The organism is Pseudoduganella sp. GW821-FHT11H04 (assembly GCF_058807935.1).
In genome coordinates this window covers 18,915-37,743 of record NZ_JBXARE010000008.1, presented here as the reverse complement: position 1 = coordinate 37,743, position 18,829 = coordinate 18,915, and the positions used below count along the sequence as shown (strand labels likewise).

Below are 18,829 nucleotides of genomic sequence, written 5' to 3'. Positions count from 1 at the left end.
ACCCATGCAGCAGCTCTTCGCCGATGACAATGCCGTAGCGCAGTGGGAGCTGGAGCTCCTGCCATTGCGCGGCATTGCGCGGCTGCCGCTGCTACTGGGCCTGGCCTGGCATTTGCGCCAGCGCGACGGCAAACGCGCACGGGAGATGGTGCGTGAGGCGAGCACCCTTCTGCCCTCGGCCAACCTGTCGGACAAAGAACGCGCCCTGATCGAAGCGCGCTTACAGCTGATCGACGGCGAAATCCGCTGGCTGCTCGGCGAACTCGATGCCGCGTCCTCGCTGGCCTCCCGCGCACTGGCAGTGTTCGAGGCCCAGGACGACAATAATGGCCGCGCCGACGCCCACTGGCTGAAAGCCTGGATCGCCGTCGACCGCGGCAACCACGAAAAGCGCGACGCCGAACTGGAAGCCTGCTCCACGGCCGCCCACGCTGCAGGCAGCATGCAGCGCGCCACCATCGCCGATGCGGTACGGGCCCGCTGGGCCGCGCTGCGCGACCTGCACGCCGCCACCGAGCGCTGGGGATCGCATTTCGACTTGTCGGAAGATGTACCGCCGAGCGTCGATTGCTGGATTAACGATTTCTTCGCCATCGCCGCCAGCCAGGCCGGCGACATCGGCAATTCGGCCGGTTTCTACATCCGCAGCTATGAGGCCGCGCTGGAAACGGGCCAGATCCGCGCCGCGGCAACGGCCGCCACCAATATCGCGGAAAAATTCTCGCAGCTGAACGACCACCACTCCGGCCTGGAATGGATGCAGCGCGCCATGGAGCTGGCCAAGCCCACCGGCTGGCCGCGCAGCATCGGCTCCTGCCTGGTGCACACAGCGGACATCGTGCGCCGGCTGGGCCGCCTCGATGCTTCCGAAGAGCTGCTGCGCGAGGCCCTGGTCATCCTGGCGCCGCAGGCCAATGGCCGAACTTACGCCATCGCCTTGCAGCACCTGGGCGAGCTATGCCTGGACAAAAAAGATTACGGCGAGGCGCTGGACGCCTTCCAGCGCTTAGCCGAGCGCGCCGAAGCGCTGCAGCAGGGCGACTTCAAGATCGTTGCGCTGCGCGGCCAAGCGCACGCCCTGTGCTTCCTGAACCGTTCGCTGGAAGCCCTGGACATGGCGCAAATGGCGGTCGACAGCTCGGCGCGCCACCACAATGGCTTCCACCACGTCGCAGCGCTGCGCGTACTGGCCCTGATCCACGGCCAGCTCCAGCTATCGGCGCCGCCCGGCATGTCCGAGCCCAACGCCCGCCTGCACTACCTGCACAAGGCTTTGGAAACCGCCCAGACCATCAAGGGCTACACCGTGCCCGGCGACCTGTACGACGCCCTTGGCGCTGAATATGCGCGCCTGGGCGACTTTGGCCGCGCCTATCACATGGCCACCGCCGCCAGCGCCGCGCGCGAAAAGACCCACACGCTGGAAGCGACCAGCCGCGCCATCGCCATGCAAGTGCACCACCAGACTGAGCAAGCCCGCGCCGAAGGCCTGCACCACCGCGAACTGGCCATGTCGGAAGCGCGCCGTGCCGAAGTGCTGCAGCAGACCAGCAAGCTGCTCGAACGCCTGTCGGCCATCGGCCAGGAAATCACCACCCACCTGGATGCGGGCGCCGTGTTCCAGGCGCTGGACAGGCACACCCACGCCCTGCTGTCGGCCAATACCTTCGCGGTCTACCTGGTCGATCCTTCGGGACGCCAGCTGGAGCGCGCCTTCGGGGTAGAAGCCGGCCAGTCCCTGCCCCGCAGCAGTATCCCGCTTGAACACCCGAGCGCTTACACCGCGCAGTGCCTGCGCGAGCGGCGCGAGGTCTATCTCGAACAAGTACCCGCGGCGGGCAACGACACTGTTACGCCAGGTACGGCCGCCAGCCAGAGCTGCCTGTATGTGCCGTTGCTGGTCGGCGAACGCGCCCTGGGCGTGATGACGGTGCAGGCCATGCACCCGAATGCCTACGGCGAGCGCGAACGCCTGATTTTCCGCACCCTTTGTGCGTACGGCGCCATCGCGCTGGACAACGCCCACGCCTACGCCCAGTTGCAGGAGGCCCAGTCGCAGCTGGTGTCGCAGGAAAAACTGGCCGCCCTCGGCTCCTTGATGGCGGGCGTGGCGCACGAACTGAATACGCCGATCGGCAACAGCCTGCTGATCGCCAGCACGCTGGAACAGAAGACCAACGAGCTGGAAACGGCCATCAACGGTCCCGGCCTGCGCAAGTCCGAACTGCTGTCCTTTATCGAAGATGCCCGCAGGGCGTCCACCCTGGTGATGCGCGGCCTGCATAGCGCGGCCGACCTGGTTTCCAGCTTCAAGCAGGTGGCGGTCGACCGCACCACCGAGCAGCGCCGCGTGTTCAACCTGCACCAGGTGACCCATGAAATCGTGGCCACGGTGATGAACCGCGTCCGCAAGGATGACCACCAGCTCGAATTCGAGGTGCCGGAGACGATCAACCTGGACAGCTATCCCGGCCCCTTCGGCCAGGTGATCACCAATTTGATCAACAATGCCCTGCTGCATGCCTTCGACGGCCGCGAGCAAGGCCAAATGCGCCTGGTGGCCAGCACGCCGGTCGAAGGCCGCGTGCTAATATCATTCAGTGACGACGGCGACGGCATAGCGCCGGAGAACCTGACCCGCATTTTCGACCCGTTTTTCACCACCAAACTGGGGCAAGGCGGCTCGGGGCTGGGGTTATCAATCAGTTACAACATCGTCACTTCGCTCCTGGGCGGCCAGATCGCCGTGAACAGCAGCAGCGCAGGCACCATTTTCACCTTGGACCTGCCGTTACAGGCTCCGCGCCATGATCCCGAACGCCCGGCCACGATTTATTGAAATGCCCGTATAATCTTTAGTCCACCGCAGCAAAACTTTGCAAAGATGTCTATACCACCTAAAAGCATCAAGCACTACCTCCAGTTCAACGACCTGAGCCTGGAGGAGTACGAATATGTGATCGCCCGCGCCGCGGAAATCAAGCGCAAGTTCAAAGCCTACGAGATCTACCACCCCCTGATCGACCGCACCCTGGTCATGGTGTTCGACAAGAACTCGACCCGTACCCGCCTCTCCTTCGAGGCCGGCATGCACCAATTGGGCGGCGCCGCCATCTACCTGAATACCCGCGATTCCCAGCTGGGCCGCGGCGAGCCGGTGGAAGACGCCGGCCAGGTCATGTCCCGCATGTGCGACATCATCATGGTCCGCACCTTCGGCCAGGACATCATCGAGCGTTTTGCTGCCCATTCGCGCGTGCCGGTGATTAACGGCCTGACCAACGAACACCATCCGTGCCAGGTATTCGCCGACATCTTCACCTATATCGAGCATCGCGGCTCGATCAAGGGCAAGGTTGTGGCCTGGGTGGGTGACGCCAACAATATGCTGTACTCCTGGCTGCAGGCGGCCGAAGTCTTCGGCTTCCACGTCAATGTCTCCACGCCGCACGGCTACGACATGGACATGTCGCTGGTATCGACCGACCGCTTCACCTTCTTCGCCAACCCGTCCGACGCCTGCGAAGGCGCAGACCTGGTTAACACCGACGTGTGGACCTCGATGGGATACGAAGAGGAAAATGCTGCCCGCCTGAAGGCCTTCGACGGCTGGATCGTCGATTCCGCCAAAATGGCCCGCGCCAAGCAGGACGCCCTGTTCATGCACTGCCTGCCGGCCCACCGCGGCGAGGAAGTCTCCGCCGACGTCATCGACGGCCCACAATCCGTGGTCTGGGACGAAGCCGAGAACCGCCTGCACGTGCAGAAGGCCCTGATCGAGTATCTGCTCCTTGGCCGCATTGAATCCGAACACCCAACTGACTGAGAAAACCATGAGTGACGTAAAAAAAGTAGTCCTCGCCTACTCCGGCGGCCTGGACACCTCCGTGATCCTGAAATGGCTGCAGGATAACTACAACTGCGAGATCGTGACCTTCACCGCCGACCTGGGCCAGGGTGAAGAGCTGGAACCGGCACGCGCCAAGGCGCTGAAGTTCGGCATCAAGCCTGAGAACATCTTCATCGACGACGTGCGCGAAGAGTTCGTGCGCGACTTCGTCTTCCCTATGTTCCGCGCCAACACCGTGTACGAAGGCGAATACCTGCTGGGCACCTCGATCGCACGTCCGCTGATCGCCAAGCGCCTGATCGAAATCGCCAACCAGACCGGCGCAGACGCCATCTCCCACGGCGCCACCGGCAAGGGCAACGACCAGGTTCGCTTCGAACTGGGCGCCTACGCACTGAAGCCAGGCGTGCGCGTGATCGCTCCATGGCGCGAGTGGGACCTGCTGTCCCGCGAAAAGCTGCTGAAATATGCGGAAGACGCCGGCATCGACATCGACATGAAGCACAAAAACGGCGGTGCGCCGTACTCGATGGATGCCAACCTGCTGCACATCTCCTTCGAAGGCCGCCACCTGGAAAACCCAAGCGCCGAAGCCGAAGAATCGATGTGGCGCTGGACCGTCAGCCCGGAAGCTGCGCCAGACCAGCCGGAATACCTGGATATCGAATTCGAAAAGGGCGACATCGTGGCCCTGAACGGCACCCGCATGTCCCCTGCCACCGTCCTGGCTGAACTGAACCGCCTGGGCGGCAAGCACGGCATCGGCCGCCTGGACCTGGTGGAAAACCGCTACGTCGGCATGAAGTCGCGCGGCTGCTACGAAACCCCTGGCGGCACCATCATGCTGCGTGCGCACCGCGCCATCGAGTCGATCACCCTGGACCGCGAAGTGGCCCACCTGAAGGACGACCTGATGCCACGCTACGCTTCGCTGATTTACAACGGCTACTGGTGGGCGCCGGAGCGCGTTGCGCTGCAAACCCTGATCGACCACACCCAGGCAACCGTGAACGGCTGGGTACGCGTCAAGCTGTACAAGGGCAATGTGATCGTTGTGGCTCGCGATTCGAAGACCGATTCGCTGTTCGACCAGACCATCGCAACCTTCGACGAAGACGGCGGCGCCTACAACCAGGCCGACGCCGGTGGCTTCATCAAGCTGAATGCGCTGCGTATGCGTATCGCTGCCAACGCACGAAATAAGCGCGGCCAGTAAGCACTGTCCACGCTTCACCATGACGGGCCGCTTTGCGCGGCCCGTTTTTTTTGCTACATTGCCTTGGAAGAAAGCCCATCCCCCCGCGGAGACCAGCGCATGAATAATTTGAGCATCAAAAATAAACTGTATATCGGCTTTGGCAGCATAGTGGCAATCATCTTGATACTGCTGATCCTGGCCTACAATAACTTCACCCGGCTGACCGAGGCCAATACCTGGGACAAGCACACGATGGAGGTACTGATCGAGCTTGATCGCGTGAACAACGCCTCGCTGCAGATCCAGGTCGATGCCCGCGGCTATATCCTGACCGGCAACGAGACCTTCATTGCCAGTGAGCGCGATAACGCCGAACTGCTCAAACAGCACATCGCCAAAGGCGTCCAACTGACGGCCGATAATCCGCAGCAGAATGAGCGCCTGAAACGCGCGCAGGCGCTGCTGAACACCTGGGCCGACGTGAATATCCGGCGCCAGATCGATAAACGCCGCGCGCTGGGCGACACCAAGGGTGCGGCCGACATTCTTGGCCAGTCCTCGGAACTGAAAGAAGCGACAGCCGTAGTCTCCTCCGCTCGCGACCTGATCGAGCAAGCGGGCGAGGAAGAGCGCCGCCTGCTGGCCGAACGGAACGCCAAGTCCGTCGACCTGCACGGCAGCCAGAACAACCTGATGATCGGCGGCGGCGTGGTGGTGATCACCTTGTCGGTGCTGATTGCGTATGCACTGGCCCGAGCCATCCTGAACCCGCTGTCCAACCTCACCGCCGGCCTGTCGCGCCTGGGAAGCGGCGATCAGTCGGCGCGAATCGAAGTGGCGTCCAGCGACGAATTGGGCAAGGTCAGCGAAGACTTCAACAAGATGGCAGCCCAGTTGCAATCCGCCACGCAACGCGAACAGGAGCAGATCAACCAGCTGCGTTCCAAGGTCGATTCGCTGCTGGAGGTGGTATCGAAAGCCGCCAGCGGAGACATGACCGGCAAGATCGCCGTCGGCGGCGACGATGCGATCGGCCAGTTGGGCGACGGCCTCAAGCGCATGTTCGACAACTTGCGCGCGCTGCTGACCAACGTGCAGAAAGCCGGCATCCAGGTCACCACCTCGGCCACCGAAATTGCGGCATCGGCCAAGCAGCAGGAGGCGACCGGCGTCGAACAGGCCCAGACTTCCGTCGAAGTACTGAGCACGACCAAGGAAATTTCCTCGAACACTTCGCAGCTGCTGAAAACCATGGAGGACGCGACGGCGGTTGCCGATTACACCACCAGCGCCACGTCCGAAGCCCAGGGCAACCTGCGCCGCATGGACCAAACCATGCAGAACATGGTCAACGCCACCGATTCGATCAATGCCAAGCTGGCGGCGCTGTCCGAGAAGGCGTCCAACATCAATTCGGTGCTGACCACCATCACCAAGGTGGCCGACCAGACCAATATCCTGTCGCTGAATGCTGCGATCGAAGCGGAAAAAGCCGGCGAGGCGGGCCGCGGCTTCTCCGTGGTGGCAACCGAAATCCGCCGCCTGGCCGACCAAACTTCCGTTTCGACCTGGGACATCGAGCAGATGCTGAAGGAAATGCAGTCGGCGGTGTCGGCGAGCGTGATGGGCATGGACAAATTCTCGGAAGAGATCCGCCGCAGCGTTGGCGAAGTGCGCCAGGTGACCGACCAGTTGTCGGGCGTCATGGACCAGGTGCAGAAACTGGCGCCGCAGTTTGACGCCGTGCTGCAAGGCATGCAGGCGCAGGCCGTCGGCGCGCAGCAGATCACCGAGACCATGATGCAGCTGAACGACGCCACCCAGCAGACCGTCGAATCGCTGAAGGCCACCAGCGAAGCGGTGCACCAGTTGCAATATGCGGCGGGCGACCTGCAATCGAGCGTGGCCACGTTCGCCGTCGCCGCATGAAGGTATTAGTCTTCCACATTGGCGCCGACCGCTATGGCCTGCCCCTGCGGCTGGTGCAGCGCGTGCTGCCCCTGGTGGAGCTGAAGGGCATCCCGCTGGCGCCGGACAGTGTGGCGGGCTTGCTTAACCTGCACGGCGATCCGGTGCCGGTAATCGACCTGGCGCGCATCAGCGGCGGTGCGCCGTCGCGCCAGCATTTCGATACGCGCATCGTGGTAACGGATTACACGGCGCCCAATGGCGCACGCCACACGCTGGGACTGATGGCCGAGCGCGTGCAAGGCGTGCAGGACGTGGAGCAGCATGGACTGGCGCCTAGCGGCGTGCTGGCCGCGCCCTTCCTGGGCCCTGTGGCGAGCGACGTGGACGGCATGGTGCAGCTGGTGGAGGTCAACGCCCTCCTGCCGGACGAACTACGTGCGCACCTCTTCCCTGAGGAGGCTGCGGCGCAATGAAAGTGCTCTCCACACTGCGGCGCCTGACCGGCATGAACCTGGCCCGCAACACGGTCGAACAGGCGGTGCAACGGCGCATGGATGCGACCGGCGAAACTGTGCGCGAGGCCTACCTCGACGCGCTCGACGAGGCGGAGCTGCGCCAGCTGGTGGAACTGGTCGTGGTGCCGGAATCGTGGCTGTTTCGCGATCCCCAGGCCTTTGCGGCCATGGCGGATTTTGTGCGGCGCCGGCAAGCGGAAGGGGCACAGATCGTACGCATCCTGTCCGTTCCATGCGCCGGCGGCGAAGAGCCCTACTCCATCGCCATGGCCTTGTGCGATGCCGGGGTCAAGCCGCAATCGTTCATGATCGACGCCCAAGACCTCAGTGCGGCCTGCATCGCACGGGCGCAAGCCGGCGTATTCGGGCGCAATGCCTTCCGGGGGCGTGAACTGTCGTTCCGCGACCGGTATTTCACCGCCCTCGGCGGCGACGAATACCGCATCAACGACGCGCTGCGCACGCGCATCCGCTTCAGCCAGGGCAGCATCCTGGAAGACGCGCTTGGAACGGCGCGCCAGTATGACGTGATCTTCTGCCGCAACCTGTTGATCTATTTCGACGAACCGACCACGGCCAGCGCCATCGAGCGCCTGTCCAACCACCTGGCCGATGACGGGATGCTGCTGGCCGGGTATGCCGAAGTGCCCTCTTTTGTGCGCCACGGCTTCTCGGCCCTGCCGCACCGCCAGGCTTTCGCACTGCGCAAGGACATCAAGCTCGCCGGCGCCCCAGCGCGTGCAGGCTTGCCGGGAAGCTTGCCCCCAACCGCCCTTTCGCGGCAAGCAGGCGCCACGCCGCGCAGCCGCGAAGCACGCCTGCAGGGCGCCTTCGCCGCTGCCGCCGCCTCGGCCCCGAGTCCCGCACGGCGCGCGCCGCAAGGAGGCCACACGACTGCCAGCGCGGCCGCAACGACGGCGCTGGTTGCAGCAGGCAACGACTCCCTGCTCAAACACGCACGCAAGCTGGCCGACGCCGGCAAGCTGGCAGAAGCAGATTCCGCCTGCCGCGAATTCCTGGCCCAGCAGCCCGAATCGGCCGAAGCTTATTTCATCCTTGGCATGCTGGCCGAAACGGCCCGCAAGCCTGCGGAAGCCGAAGCGCAACTGAAACGCTGCCTTTACCTGCAGCCCGACCATTACGACGCCCTGTGCCACCTGGCCCTGCTGCAAGAGCAAGGCGGCAATAGCAGCGCCGCAGCCATGCTCAAAGCGCGGGCCGCGCGCGCCTTCCAGCGCCAGCAGCCACAGTGATAGCCGACGACGACAATGACTGACCAAAACCAAGAACTCGACGCCTGCTGGAACCGCATCGGCGTTGCCGGCGACCATAGTTGCGAGATCCTCGACAAGGCCGTCCACTGCCGCAATTGCGAAGTGTATGCGGATGCCGCCGTGCGCAATCTGCAGCGCCCCGTCAACCCCGGCTACCTGCGCGAATGGGCCGAACACTTCCGCGCCCCGCATGACGAAGGTGCGCGCCACGACAGCACCTGCGTAGCCTTCCGGATTGGCCGCGAATGGCTCGCCCTGCCGACCGATATGTTCCAGCAGATCGCCCCGAAAGCCATCCCCCACCGCCTGCCGCACCGCAGCGCGCGCGGCCTGCGCGGCGTGGTGAACGCCGGCGGCAAGCTGTATCCCTGCATCTCGCTGGCCGACCTGCTGGGCATCGACGAAGCAGGAGGCGAAGCACGCGCCGGCCGCCACACCTTCGCCCGCATGCTCCTGATCCAATGGGAAGGTCAAACCTACGCCCTGCCAGTGGCCGAACTGCACGGCATCATCCGCTACGCCGCCAGCGCGCTGAAGCCGCCCGCCGCCACCATCAACAAGGGCATAGAACGCTACCTGGCAGGCGTGCTGCCGCATGACGACATGCAGGTCGGCTGCCTGGACGACAGCCTGCTCGGCTACCAACTCGCGAGGACGCTGCGATGAGCGACAAGAAGGATGACCTGAGCCAGTTCTCCATGCTGGACTTGTTCCGCATGGAGGCCGACAGCCAGACCCAGATCCTGACCGACGGCCTGCTGGCTTTCGAGCGGCGCAACGACCCGACCGCCGTGGAATCCATGATGCGTGCCGCGCACTCGATCAAGGGCGCCGCCTCCATCGTCGGGCTGGAGATGGTGGTGCAGCTGGCGCACGGCATGGAGGACGCCTTCATCGCCGCCCAGGCGGGCAAACTGAAACTGACGCCGAACCGCGTTGACGCCCTTCTGGCAGCGGTCGACCTGATCGTGCAATGCTCGCGCGTCGACGACGATATGGATGCATGGCTCGCGGCCAATAGCGCCCAAGTCAGTAAGACGATGACCGACGTGCAGGGCATAGCCTTCCTGCCGGAGCCGGTGGTGCTGCCGTCCGCGCCCTCGCCTGCACCGGCGCCCATGCCGGCTGCGGCACCTCCTGCAGCCCCCGCCCCCGCCGCGGCCAGCGAAGACACGCCAGCCGTGCCCGAACAATCGGTCCCAGGCCGCTCGCTGCCGCCGATGAAAAACGCACAAAACTTCGACCGACTGCTGGCATTGGCGAGCGAAGCGCGCATCAACGCCCACCAGCTGCATCCCCTGATCCAGGGCATGCAGCGCTACAAACGCAACCAGGCCTCCCTGTTCGCGGTGCTGGAAGAAGTACTGGTAGCCGCCGCCCAGACCAACGACGCGACGCTGAAGGAAAAAACCCTGCTGGCGATCCAGAAAAGCCAGCCGCTCAAGCAATTCATGCTCGAGCACATCACCGACATGGAAAACTACGAGCGCCGCCTGCTGACCGGCTCCGAAAACATGGTCGACGAAGTGCTCTCCCTGCGCATGCGCCCCTTCCGCGACGGCATCCAGCACTTCCCCCGCATGGTGCGCGACCTGGCCCGCAGCCTGGGCAAGGACGTCGTGCTGCATGTCGAAGGCGAAGACACCCTGGTCGACCGCGACATCCTGCTGCGCATTGAAAGCCCGCTGAACCACATGCTGCGCAATGCCGTCGACCACGGCATGGAAACGGCCGAAGAAAGGCTGGCCGCAGGCAAACCAGCCACCGGCACCATCGTCATGGAAGCGCGCCACCGCGCCGGCATGCTCAATATCGAAATCAGCGACGACGGCCGCGGCGTCGATCCGGAAAAAATCCGCCGCACCGTCATCGAGCGCAAGATGGCCACCGAGCAGATGGTCGAAGCCATGTCCCATCCCGAGCTGATGGAATTCCTGTTCCTGCCCGCCTTCAGCCTGAAAGGCGGCATCACCGAAATCTCCGGACGCGGCGTAGGCCTGGACATTGTCCACGACACCATCCGCCAACAGAACGGCACGGTGCGCATTGAATCGGAACTGGGCAAAGGCTTTCGCACCTCCATCACCCTGCCGCTCACGCAGTCGATCGTGCGCGCCCTGGTGGTGGACGTCAAAGGCGAAGCCTACGCCATCCCAATCGTCAAAGTGGAACGCATCATCAAGGTGCCGCAAAGCGCCGTGCACACGCTGGAAAACAAGCAGTTCTTCGACCACGACGGCGAACACCTCGGCCTGGTCGCAGCAGCCCAGGTGCTGGAATTAGGCGATATGGAGCACACCGACGAACTGTCGGTGGTCGTCATCGGCGGCAGCACAAAGCGCTACGCCCTGGTGGTGGACAAGATCCGCGGCGAAGAAAGCCTTGCAGTGCAAGCGATCGACCCGATTTTCGGCAAGATGCGCGATATCTCCGCCGCAGCCCTGCTGGACGACGGCGAGCCGGTGCTGATCCTGGACGTGCCCGACCTGTTGCTTTCCATCGAAAAGCTGCTGGAAGAAGGCGGCCTGCACCAGCTGACGCGCGCAGACCACGCTGGACGGCGTAGAATGAAACGCATCCTTGTCGTGGACGATTCGCTCACAGTGCGCGAAATGGAGCGCAAACTGCTGGTCGGACGCGGATTTGAAGTGGACATCGCCATCGACGGCATCGACGGCTGGAACGTAGTGCGCAGCGGCGACTACGACCTGGTCATCACCGACGTCGACATGCCGCGCATGGATGGCATCGAACTGGTCAACCTGATCAAAAAGGACCTGCACTTGCACAAGCTGCCCGTGATGATCGTGTCCTACAAAGACCGGCCGGAAGACCGCGCACGCGGCCTGGCTGCGGGGGCCGATTATTACCTGACCAAGGGCAGTTTCCACGACGAGACGCTGCTCGACGCGGTGTCCGACCTGATAGGCGACGCGTACCGATGAGGATCGCCATCGCCAACGATGTTCCGATGGCAGCCGAAGCGCTGCGGCGCGTGGTCGCCAGTACGCAGGAACACCAGGTGGCATGGATCGCACGCACCGGGCTGGAGGCGCTGCACAAATGCAGCATCGACCGCCCCGACCTGATCCTGATGGACCTCAATATGCCCGAACTGGACGGGGTCGAGGCGACACGCCGCATCATGGACGAATGCCCCTGCGCCATCCTGGTTGTGACCGGGCGCCCGCAGGACAACGTCAACCAGGTCTTCCGCGCCCTGGGCGCCGGCGCCCTGGACGTAACCGCCACCCCGGTGCTGCAAGGGCAGCAAGGCGGCGACGCCGAGCTTCTGCACAAGATCAAGACCATGGACAAGCTGATACGCCACAGCGGCGGCAGCCAGTCCATGCCGCCACGCCGCAATGTCTCGATACCAGAGCCCCGCCCGGGCGTCATCGACACCCTGGTGGCCATTGGCGCCTCCACCGGCGGGCCGATGGCCGTGGCGCGCATCCTCGCCGGTTGGACGCCTCCGCCCAATTGCGCCGTGGTAGTTGTCCAACACATTGACGAAAACTTCGCCGACCACTTTGCCAAATGGCTGTCCGAACAACTGGCCGTCCCAGTGCGCGCAATCGAGAATCGCACCGCGTTGCAAGGTGGTATCGTCATGGTCGCAAAAAGCAACGACCACCTCGTACTGGATGAAAAGTACCAACTAGGTTACGATGCAAACCCAAAGGATTACGCATACAGGCCTTCGGTCGATGTGTTTTTCAATTGTGTGGCCCAGCACTGGAAAGGCGACGCGGTCGGCGTTCTGCTGACCGGCATGGGGCGCGATGGCGCCGAAGGCATGCTGGCAATGCGCCGCGCGGGCAAAAGCACCATCGCCCAGGACCAGGCCAGTTGCGCGGTATATGGGATGCCGCGCGCTGCGGTGGAGCTGGATGCAGCCCAAACTATCCTGCCTCTTGAAAAGATCGGCCCATTCTTGCGCAGCACGATCGGAGGCAAACTGATTTAAAGGAAAGCGATGTCGGACGTACTCACCTTGAACCTGGAAACCGAACCAAGCCTGACCAACTTCAAGGTGCGCGTGCTGCTGGTGGACGACCAGCTGATCATCGTTGAAGCGGTGCGGCGCATGCTGGCCGACCAGGAAGACATTGAATTCCACTTCACGACCGATGCACGCGAAGCCCTCAACTGCGCCAACGAGCTGCAGCCAACCGTTATCCTGCAAGACCTGGTCATGCCCGAAGTGGACGGCTTTGAGCTGATCCGACGCTTCCGGAATGAAGAAATGCTGGCGCACGTGCCGATCATCGTGCTGTCCGCCCGCGAAGACCCCAAGCTGAAAGCGCACGGTTTCGCCGTTGGCGCCAACGACTACCTCGTCAAGCTGCCCGACAAACTGGAACTGCTGGCGCGCGTACGCCACCACTCCAACGCCCACATCCACCGCCTGCAGCGCGACCAGGCCTTCCGCTTCCTGCGCGAGAGCCAGCAAAAGCTCGCCGCCGCCAATGTGGAACTGCAAAAGCTGGCCGCACTCGACCCGCTGACGGGTATCGCCAATCGCCGCCGCTTCGACGAAACCCTGGTACTGGAATGGCAGCGCGGCCAACGTGACAAGACCCCGCTGTCGCTGCTGATGGTGGACGTCGACCACTTCAAACACTACAACGACAGCTACGGCCACCCCGCCGGCGACCTCGCATTGAAGAAGGTAGCCGCCGTCCTGACCGAAAACCTCAAGCGCCCGGCCGACCTGGTTACGCGCTACGGCGGCGAAGAATTCGCCATCGTCCTGCCGGAAACCGACAGCGCCGGCGCCATGAGTGTCGCCAAGGACTGCCTGCGCCACCTGGAAAACCTGGCGATTGAAAACACCAAAGCCGTGCCCAACGGCCTGCTGACGATGTCGATCGGCGTACACACCGTCGTACCGGCCAAACCCGCCACCTGGCAAGAACTGGTCGCCGCCGCCGACCGCGCCCTCTACGCCGCCAAAGCCGAAGGCCGCAACCGCGTCATCAAAGCATCTTGAAAGTCGGGGTCAGGTCGAGCAAATGGACACGGGCTCTGCCGCTAGCGGCAGAGCCCGTGTCCATTTGCTCGACCTGACCCCGACTTTTAGATGAATACCGGCTCGGGTTCGAGAGTGACGCCGTAGCGGGCTGCGACGTCGGCCTGGATGGCGGCGGCGAGCGCTTGCACTTCGGCACCGCTGGCGCCGCCGTTATTCACCAGTACCAGGGCCTGCTTCGGGTACACGCCGGCAGCGCCCATCGACTTCCCTTTCCAGCCGCATTGGTCGATCAGCCAGCCTGCGGCCAGCTTTTCGCTGCCGTCCGGCTGGCGGTGGTGCACCAGGGCTGGGAATTGCGACAGCAACTGCGCGCACTGCTCGGCGCTGACCACGGGATTCTTGAAGAAGCTGCCGGCGTTGCCAATCACCGCCGGATCCGGCAGCTTGCGGCGGCGGATGGCGATCACAGTGTCGGCGACTTGCTGCGCCGTCGGGGCGGTGATGCCCTGCTCTGCCACGGCATTTCCCAGCTCCGCATAGCGCAAATTCGGCTGCCAGGCGCGCGGGAGGGCGAAGCTTACGTCCAGGATGATCAGCTCCCTGCCCTCGTGTTTGAAAACGCTGTCGCGGTAGGCGAAGCGGCATTCGGCGCCGTCCATGACCCGGACCTGTCCACTCGCGGGGTCGAACACGGTCAGGGACAGGAAATAGTCCTTGGTTTCCGCCCCATACGCCCCAATATTCTGGATCGGCGCCGCACCCACGGTACCAGGGATCAGCGACAGGTTTTCCAGCCCGCCCACGCCTTGCGCGAGCGACCACTGCACGAAGTCGTGCCAGGTTTCGCCGGCGGCGGCGCGGACGTGGTGGTGAGTTGCGGTACCGGGAAGGATTTCACGGCCTTCCAGCGCAATATGCAGCACCAGGCCGGGAAAATCACGTGTCAGCAGCAGGTTGCTTCCTCCGCCCAGGACAAGGCGCGGCATGGCAGCCAGTTGCGGGTCGGCCAGGGCGGTACGCAGTATGTCCAGCGATGTCACGCGCAGGTAATGTTTGGCGCGTACATCAATACGGAACGTATTTAAATGCTTTAGTGGGAAATCGTGCTGAAGAAAGTCGGGGAAAGACATGGGTAGATCAAGTTTTTGCTCGATTATAGTGCAATTATGACAAAAACGACCGAGCGTTCGCTTGTTTGTCCGTTAAAATGTCGCTTCTTTTGAGTCCGCCCTTTGGGCGGTTGCTTCATTGTAAAGGAAAGAATATGCCATCGTTTGACGTAGTATCCGAAGCGGACATGATCGAGGTGCGCAACGCCGTCGATCAGAGCAACAAGGAAATCTCGACCCGCTTCGACTTCAAGGGCAGCGATGCGCGCGTAGAACAAAAAGAAAACGACCTGACGGCATTCGCCGATTCGGAGTTCCAGCTTAGCCAGGTACGCGATGTGCTGACCAACAAGCTGGCCAAACGCAAGGTCGACGTGCGCTTCCTCGACGAAGGCAAGGTAGAGAAAATTGGTGGGGACAAAGTCAAGCAGGTCATCAAGGTGAAAAACGGTCTCGATACGGAGACCGCGAAAAAGATCACCAAGGTTATCAAGGAAAGCAAGATGAAGGTCCAGGCCAGCATCCAGGGCGAGTCGGTGCGCGTGACTGGCGCCAAGCGCGACGACCTGCAGGCTGCGATGCAGCTGCTGCGCAAGGACGTGCCGGACACGCCACTGGAATTCAATAATTTCCGCGATTGATCTAAGGATTGTAATGAAACGTGTTGACGATTTCCGCCTCAAGTTTGGCGACAAAGAGTATGTGCCAATCATGATCGGCGGGATGGGCGTGGATATTTCCACGACCGAACTGGCGCTGGAAGCAGCGCGCCTTGGCGGCATCGGCCATATTTCCGATGCCATGGTGGAGGATGTTTCGGACCGCAAGTTCGACACCACCTTCGTCAAGGACAAGACCAAGCTGTATAAGCACAACATCAACAATATGGACAAGTCCGAGGTGCAGTTCGACCTCGGTCGCCTGGCAGAAGCACAGCGCCGTCACATCGGCGACACCATGCAGCGCAAAACCGGCCCTGGCCTGGTCTTCGTGAACTGCATGGAAAAGCTGACCATGAACGGTCCGAAGGAAACCCTGCGCACCCGCCTGAACGCGGCGCTGGACGCTGGTATCGACGGCATCACCCTGTCGGCCGGCCTGCACTTCGGCTCCTTTGCGCTGATGGCCGACCACCCGCGCTTCCGTGAAGCGAAGCTGGGCATCATCGTGTCGTCCGTGCGCGCACTGCAGATCTTCCTGCGCAAGAACCAGAAGCTGAACCGCCTGCCCGACTACGTGATCGTGGAAGGCCCGCTGGCCGGCGGCCACCTGGGCTTCGGCCTGGAAGACTGGAAGGAATTCGACCTGCATCAGATCGTGCAGGAGATCCTGGACTACATGAAGGCGGAAAACCTGGACGTGCCAGTGATCGCCGCGGGCGGTGTGTTCACCGGCAGCGATGCAGTGTCCTTCCTGGAAATGGGTGCGGCCGGCGTGCAGGTGGCGACCCGCTTTACCGTGACCAAGGAATGCGGCCTGCCTGACGACGTGAAGCAGGAATACTTCAAGGCCACCGAAGACGACGTGATCGTGAACGGCATTTCGCCGACCGGCTATCCGATGCGTATGCTGAAGCAGACCCCTGCTATCGGCGCCGGCATCCGTCCGGGCTGCGAATCCTACGGCTACCTGCTCGATGCAACCGGCAACTGCGCCTACATCAATTCGTACAACCGCGAAGTGGTGGCCAACGGCGGCAGCGACAAGGGCATCAAGGTGATGGACAAGACCTGCCTGTGCACCCACATGCGCAACTTCAACTGCTGGACTTGCGGTCATTACACCTACCGCCTGAAGGACACTTCTTTCAAGAAGCCGGATGGTTCCTACCAGCTGTTGTCGGCGGAACACGTGTTCAAGGACTACCAGTTCTCGACCGATAATTCTATAGCTTTACCTGAAAAAGACTTCTAATTCGCTGGACGGAAAATGTCCACCGTGGGGTCAGGAACAGAAGTGGACATTTCCTTCGGGAATGTCCACTTTTGTTCCTGACCCCAAGGTGGACATTTTCCGGTTTTAGCCTTCTTTGTTGATGCGGGCGACGAGCGCGCCCAGCACCTCCTCCGCCATTTCGTTCTCCACCTGGCAGGTCCCGGCGTTTTCATGCCCGCCGCCGCCGTATTCCAGCATCAGCGCGCCGATATTGGTCCGGGACGTCCGGTTCAGGATCGACTTACCCGTGGCGAACACGGTGTTTTGGTTCTTCAGCCCCCACAGCACGTGGATCGAGATATTCTGCTCAGGGTACAGGGCATATATGACGAAGCGATTACCCGCATAAATCGTCTCTTCATTGCGCAAGTCGAGCACCACCAGGTTCTTATGCACGGTTGAACAGCGAAGGATCTGTTCCTTGCACTTCTCCGCATGGTCGTGATACAGGTCGCTGCGTTCCCTCACGTCCGGCAGCGCCATGATTTCGCCGATCGTATGGTCGCGGCAGTAGTCGATCAGGTCCATCATCAGGTTGTAGTTCGAGATGCGGAAATCGCGGAAGCGCCCCAACCCCGTGCGCGCATCCATCAGGAAGTTCAGCAAATCCCAACCATTAGGATTCAGCACCTCGTCGCGGTTGAACTGCGCCGAATCGCCTTTATCCACCGCCAGCATCATGTCGTTCCACGCCGACGGGAATTTGTTGCCGCCGCCGTAGTAGTCGTACACCACGCGCGCAGCCGACGGCGCGCTGGGATCAATGACGTGGTTCTGGCGGTCGCCCGTATTGCGGATGGTCTCGGACAGGTGGTGGTCGAACGCCAGATGGGCGCCGGCCACATAAGGAAGGTTGGTGGTGATATCGCGGCTGGTAATGGCGATTTTCCCGTCCTGCATATCCTTCGGGTGCACGAACAGAATCTCGTCGATCAGGTCCAGGTACTTGAGCAGCACCGCACACACCAGGCCATCAAAATCACTGCGGGTAACAAGGCGGAACTTCATGGAAGGCACCCCTATCGCTGATGAATTGGAGACCCATAGTACCGTGAAGTTTCAAAGCCTGTCGAGCCGCCCGGCAAAGTCCGCGCCGCGCATTTGAGCTATCACATACTCGACGAAAGCCCGGGTCTTGGCAGGCAACAGCTTCTTGCTGGAATAGTAGATGGACAAGGGTCCCACCTCGGCATGCCAGTCGGGCAGCAGGCGCACCAGCTGTCCCGATTCCAGCAAAGGCGCGGCGTGCGGCCCAGGCAGCAGCGCCACGCCAAGGCCCATGCAAGCCGCCTGCGCCATCGCCTCCGGATCGTCGAAAGTCGCGACAGCGCGGAACTCAGCCACGGCTTCCTCGCCGCCGGAATTGCGCAGCAAGTAGTCGCGCAGGCGTCCGCTTTCGGCCGAGCGGCGCGCCACGCCTTCCCAGCCCGCCAGTTCGGACGGATGTTCAGGCAGCTCGCGCCCGGCGAGGTAAGACGGCGCCGCCGTCACCAGTATGCGCGGGCGTCCCAGCTCGCGCGCCACCACGCCCGGCGCCAGTTCAATGCCGCCGCCGATGGCGACGTCATAGCCTTCGCCGATCAGGTCCACCGTGCGGTTGTCGAAGCGCCAGTCATGCTGCACGCCCGGATAGCGCTCGATAAAACCCTTCAGCAGCGGCAGGACATACATGCGCCCCACCCCATGGGCCAGCGCCACCTTGAGCGTTCCAGCGGGCTCCCCGGCGTCCTGCGCGGCGCCGGCGATGGCGCCCTGCAGTTCGGCGAGCGGCCCGCGCACTTGCTGCAGCAAGCGTTCACCGGCTTCCGTCAGCGCCAGCCGCCGTGTGCTGCGCTGGAACAGGCGTACGCCCAAGCGGGATTCCAGCCGAGCCACGTTCTTGCTGACAGCGGCCGGGGTCAGGCCAAGACGGCGCGCCGCTTCCGAGAAGCCGGCGCATTCGGCGCTCTGCAAGAACGACTCAAGAAGGTTTAAGGGCTCCATTTAATACTTTTAGTTGAAGGTGATAGTCAATATTACCAGCTAGTCGCATCGTAATGTTACGGCCATACTGGACTCA

Annotated in this window: 15 protein-coding genes; 12 read left to right on the top strand and 3 right to left on the bottom strand. The window is 62.6% G+C overall.

Annotated features, from left to right (window positions below):
- The first annotated feature begins 4 nt into the window (after window positions 1–4).
- The 10 genes from AC1RTP_RS18000 (at window position 5) to AC1RTP_RS17955 (ending at window position 13,744) form a co-directional block, all read left to right on the top strand.
- Window positions 5–2,839, top strand: a complete 2,835-nt coding sequence (locus AC1RTP_RS18000) for an ATP-binding protein (protein ID WP_498609151.1) — start codon at window positions 5–7, stop codon at window positions 2,837–2,839.
- Between the two features lie 45 nt (window positions 2,840–2,884).
- Window positions 2,885–3,826 (top strand): ornithine carbamoyltransferase, encoded by a 942-nt coding sequence (argF, locus tag AC1RTP_RS17995; protein ID WP_498609149.1) that lies wholly within the window; start codon window positions 2,885–2,887, stop codon window positions 3,824–3,826.
- Window positions 3,827–3,833: 7 nt separating this feature from the next.
- On the top strand, window positions 3,834–5,066 hold the full coding sequence (locus AC1RTP_RS17990; RefSeq protein ID WP_498609148.1) for an argininosuccinate synthase: 1,233 nt from the start codon (window positions 3,834–3,836) through the stop codon (window positions 5,064–5,066).
- Window positions 5,067–5,165: 99 nt separating this feature from the next.
- On the top strand, window positions 5,166–6,977 hold the full coding sequence (locus tag AC1RTP_RS17985) for a methyl-accepting chemotaxis protein (RefSeq protein WP_498609146.1): 1,812 nt from the start codon (window positions 5,166–5,168) through the stop codon (window positions 6,975–6,977).
- The gene (locus AC1RTP_RS17980) at window positions 6,974–7,432 is read left to right on the top strand and encodes a chemotaxis protein CheW (protein ID WP_498609144.1); all 459 of its coding nucleotides are present in this window, start codon (window positions 6,974–6,976) and stop codon (window positions 7,430–7,432) included. The genes AC1RTP_RS17985 and AC1RTP_RS17980 overlap by 4 nt, the downstream gene beginning before the upstream one ends.
- Complete coding sequence (locus AC1RTP_RS17975; RefSeq protein ID WP_498609142.1) at window positions 7,429–8,727, top strand: CheR family methyltransferase; 1,299 nt, start codon at window positions 7,429–7,431, stop codon at window positions 8,725–8,727. Before AC1RTP_RS17980 ends, AC1RTP_RS17975 begins: the two co-directional genes overlap by 4 nt.
- A 15-nt stretch (window positions 8,728–8,742) precedes the next feature.
- Window positions 8,743–9,414, top strand: a complete 672-nt coding sequence (locus AC1RTP_RS17970) for a chemotaxis protein CheW (RefSeq protein WP_498609140.1) — start codon at window positions 8,743–8,745, stop codon at window positions 9,412–9,414.
- The gene (locus AC1RTP_RS17965; protein WP_498609138.1) at window positions 9,411–11,693 is read left to right on the top strand and encodes a hybrid sensor histidine kinase/response regulator; all 2,283 of its coding nucleotides are present in this window, start codon (window positions 9,411–9,413) and stop codon (window positions 11,691–11,693) included. Before AC1RTP_RS17970 ends, AC1RTP_RS17965 begins: the two co-directional genes overlap by 4 nt.
- A complete protein-coding gene (cheB, locus tag AC1RTP_RS17960; RefSeq protein ID WP_498609136.1) occupies window positions 11,690–12,718 on the top strand; it encodes a chemotaxis-specific protein-glutamate methyltransferase CheB in 1,029 nt (342 codons plus the stop codon). Before AC1RTP_RS17965 ends, cheB begins: the two co-directional genes overlap by 4 nt.
- A gap of 9 nt (window positions 12,719–12,727) precedes the next feature.
- Window positions 12,728–13,744 carry a diguanylate cyclase gene (locus AC1RTP_RS17955; RefSeq protein ID WP_498609134.1) on the top strand — a complete coding sequence of 339 codons (1,017 nt, stop codon included), beginning with the start codon at window positions 12,728–12,730 and terminating at the stop codon, window positions 13,742–13,744.
- An 86-nt stretch (window positions 13,745–13,830) separates the two neighbouring features.
- Here AC1RTP_RS17955 and murB read toward each other — a convergent pair whose 3' ends face one another.
- On the bottom strand, window positions 13,831–14,856 hold the full coding sequence (gene murB, locus AC1RTP_RS17950) for a UDP-N-acetylmuramate dehydrogenase (protein WP_498609132.1): 1,026 nt from the start codon (window positions 14,854–14,856) through the stop codon (window positions 13,831–13,833).
- 134 nt (window positions 14,857–14,990) lie between these two features.
- On the opposite strand from murB, the gene AC1RTP_RS17945 reads away from it, so the two are divergent.
- Both AC1RTP_RS17945 and AC1RTP_RS17940 read left to right on the top strand, forming a co-directional pair.
- The gene (locus tag AC1RTP_RS17945; RefSeq protein WP_498609130.1) at window positions 14,991–15,476 is read left to right on the top strand and encodes a YajQ family cyclic di-GMP-binding protein; all 486 of its coding nucleotides are present in this window, start codon (window positions 14,991–14,993) and stop codon (window positions 15,474–15,476) included.
- Between the two features lie 13 nt (window positions 15,477–15,489).
- Window positions 15,490–16,749 (top strand): nitronate monooxygenase, encoded by a 1,260-nt coding sequence (locus AC1RTP_RS17940; RefSeq protein WP_498609128.1) that lies wholly within the window; start codon window positions 15,490–15,492, stop codon window positions 16,747–16,749.
- Window positions 16,750–16,854: 105 nt separating this feature from the next.
- On the opposite strand, the gene AC1RTP_RS17935 is transcribed toward AC1RTP_RS17940, so the two are convergent.
- Both AC1RTP_RS17935 and AC1RTP_RS17930 read right to left on the bottom strand, forming a co-directional pair.
- Window positions 16,855–17,778, bottom strand: a complete 924-nt coding sequence (locus AC1RTP_RS17935) for an exopolyphosphatase (protein WP_498609126.1) — start codon at window positions 17,776–17,778, stop codon at window positions 16,855–16,857.
- Between the two features lie 51 nt (window positions 17,779–17,829).
- Window positions 17,830–18,753: a LysR family transcriptional regulator gene (locus tag AC1RTP_RS17930; protein ID WP_498609124.1), complete on the bottom strand. Its 924-nt coding sequence runs from the start codon at window positions 18,751–18,753 to the stop codon at window positions 17,830–17,832.
- Window positions 18,754–18,829: the final 76 nt, after the last annotated feature.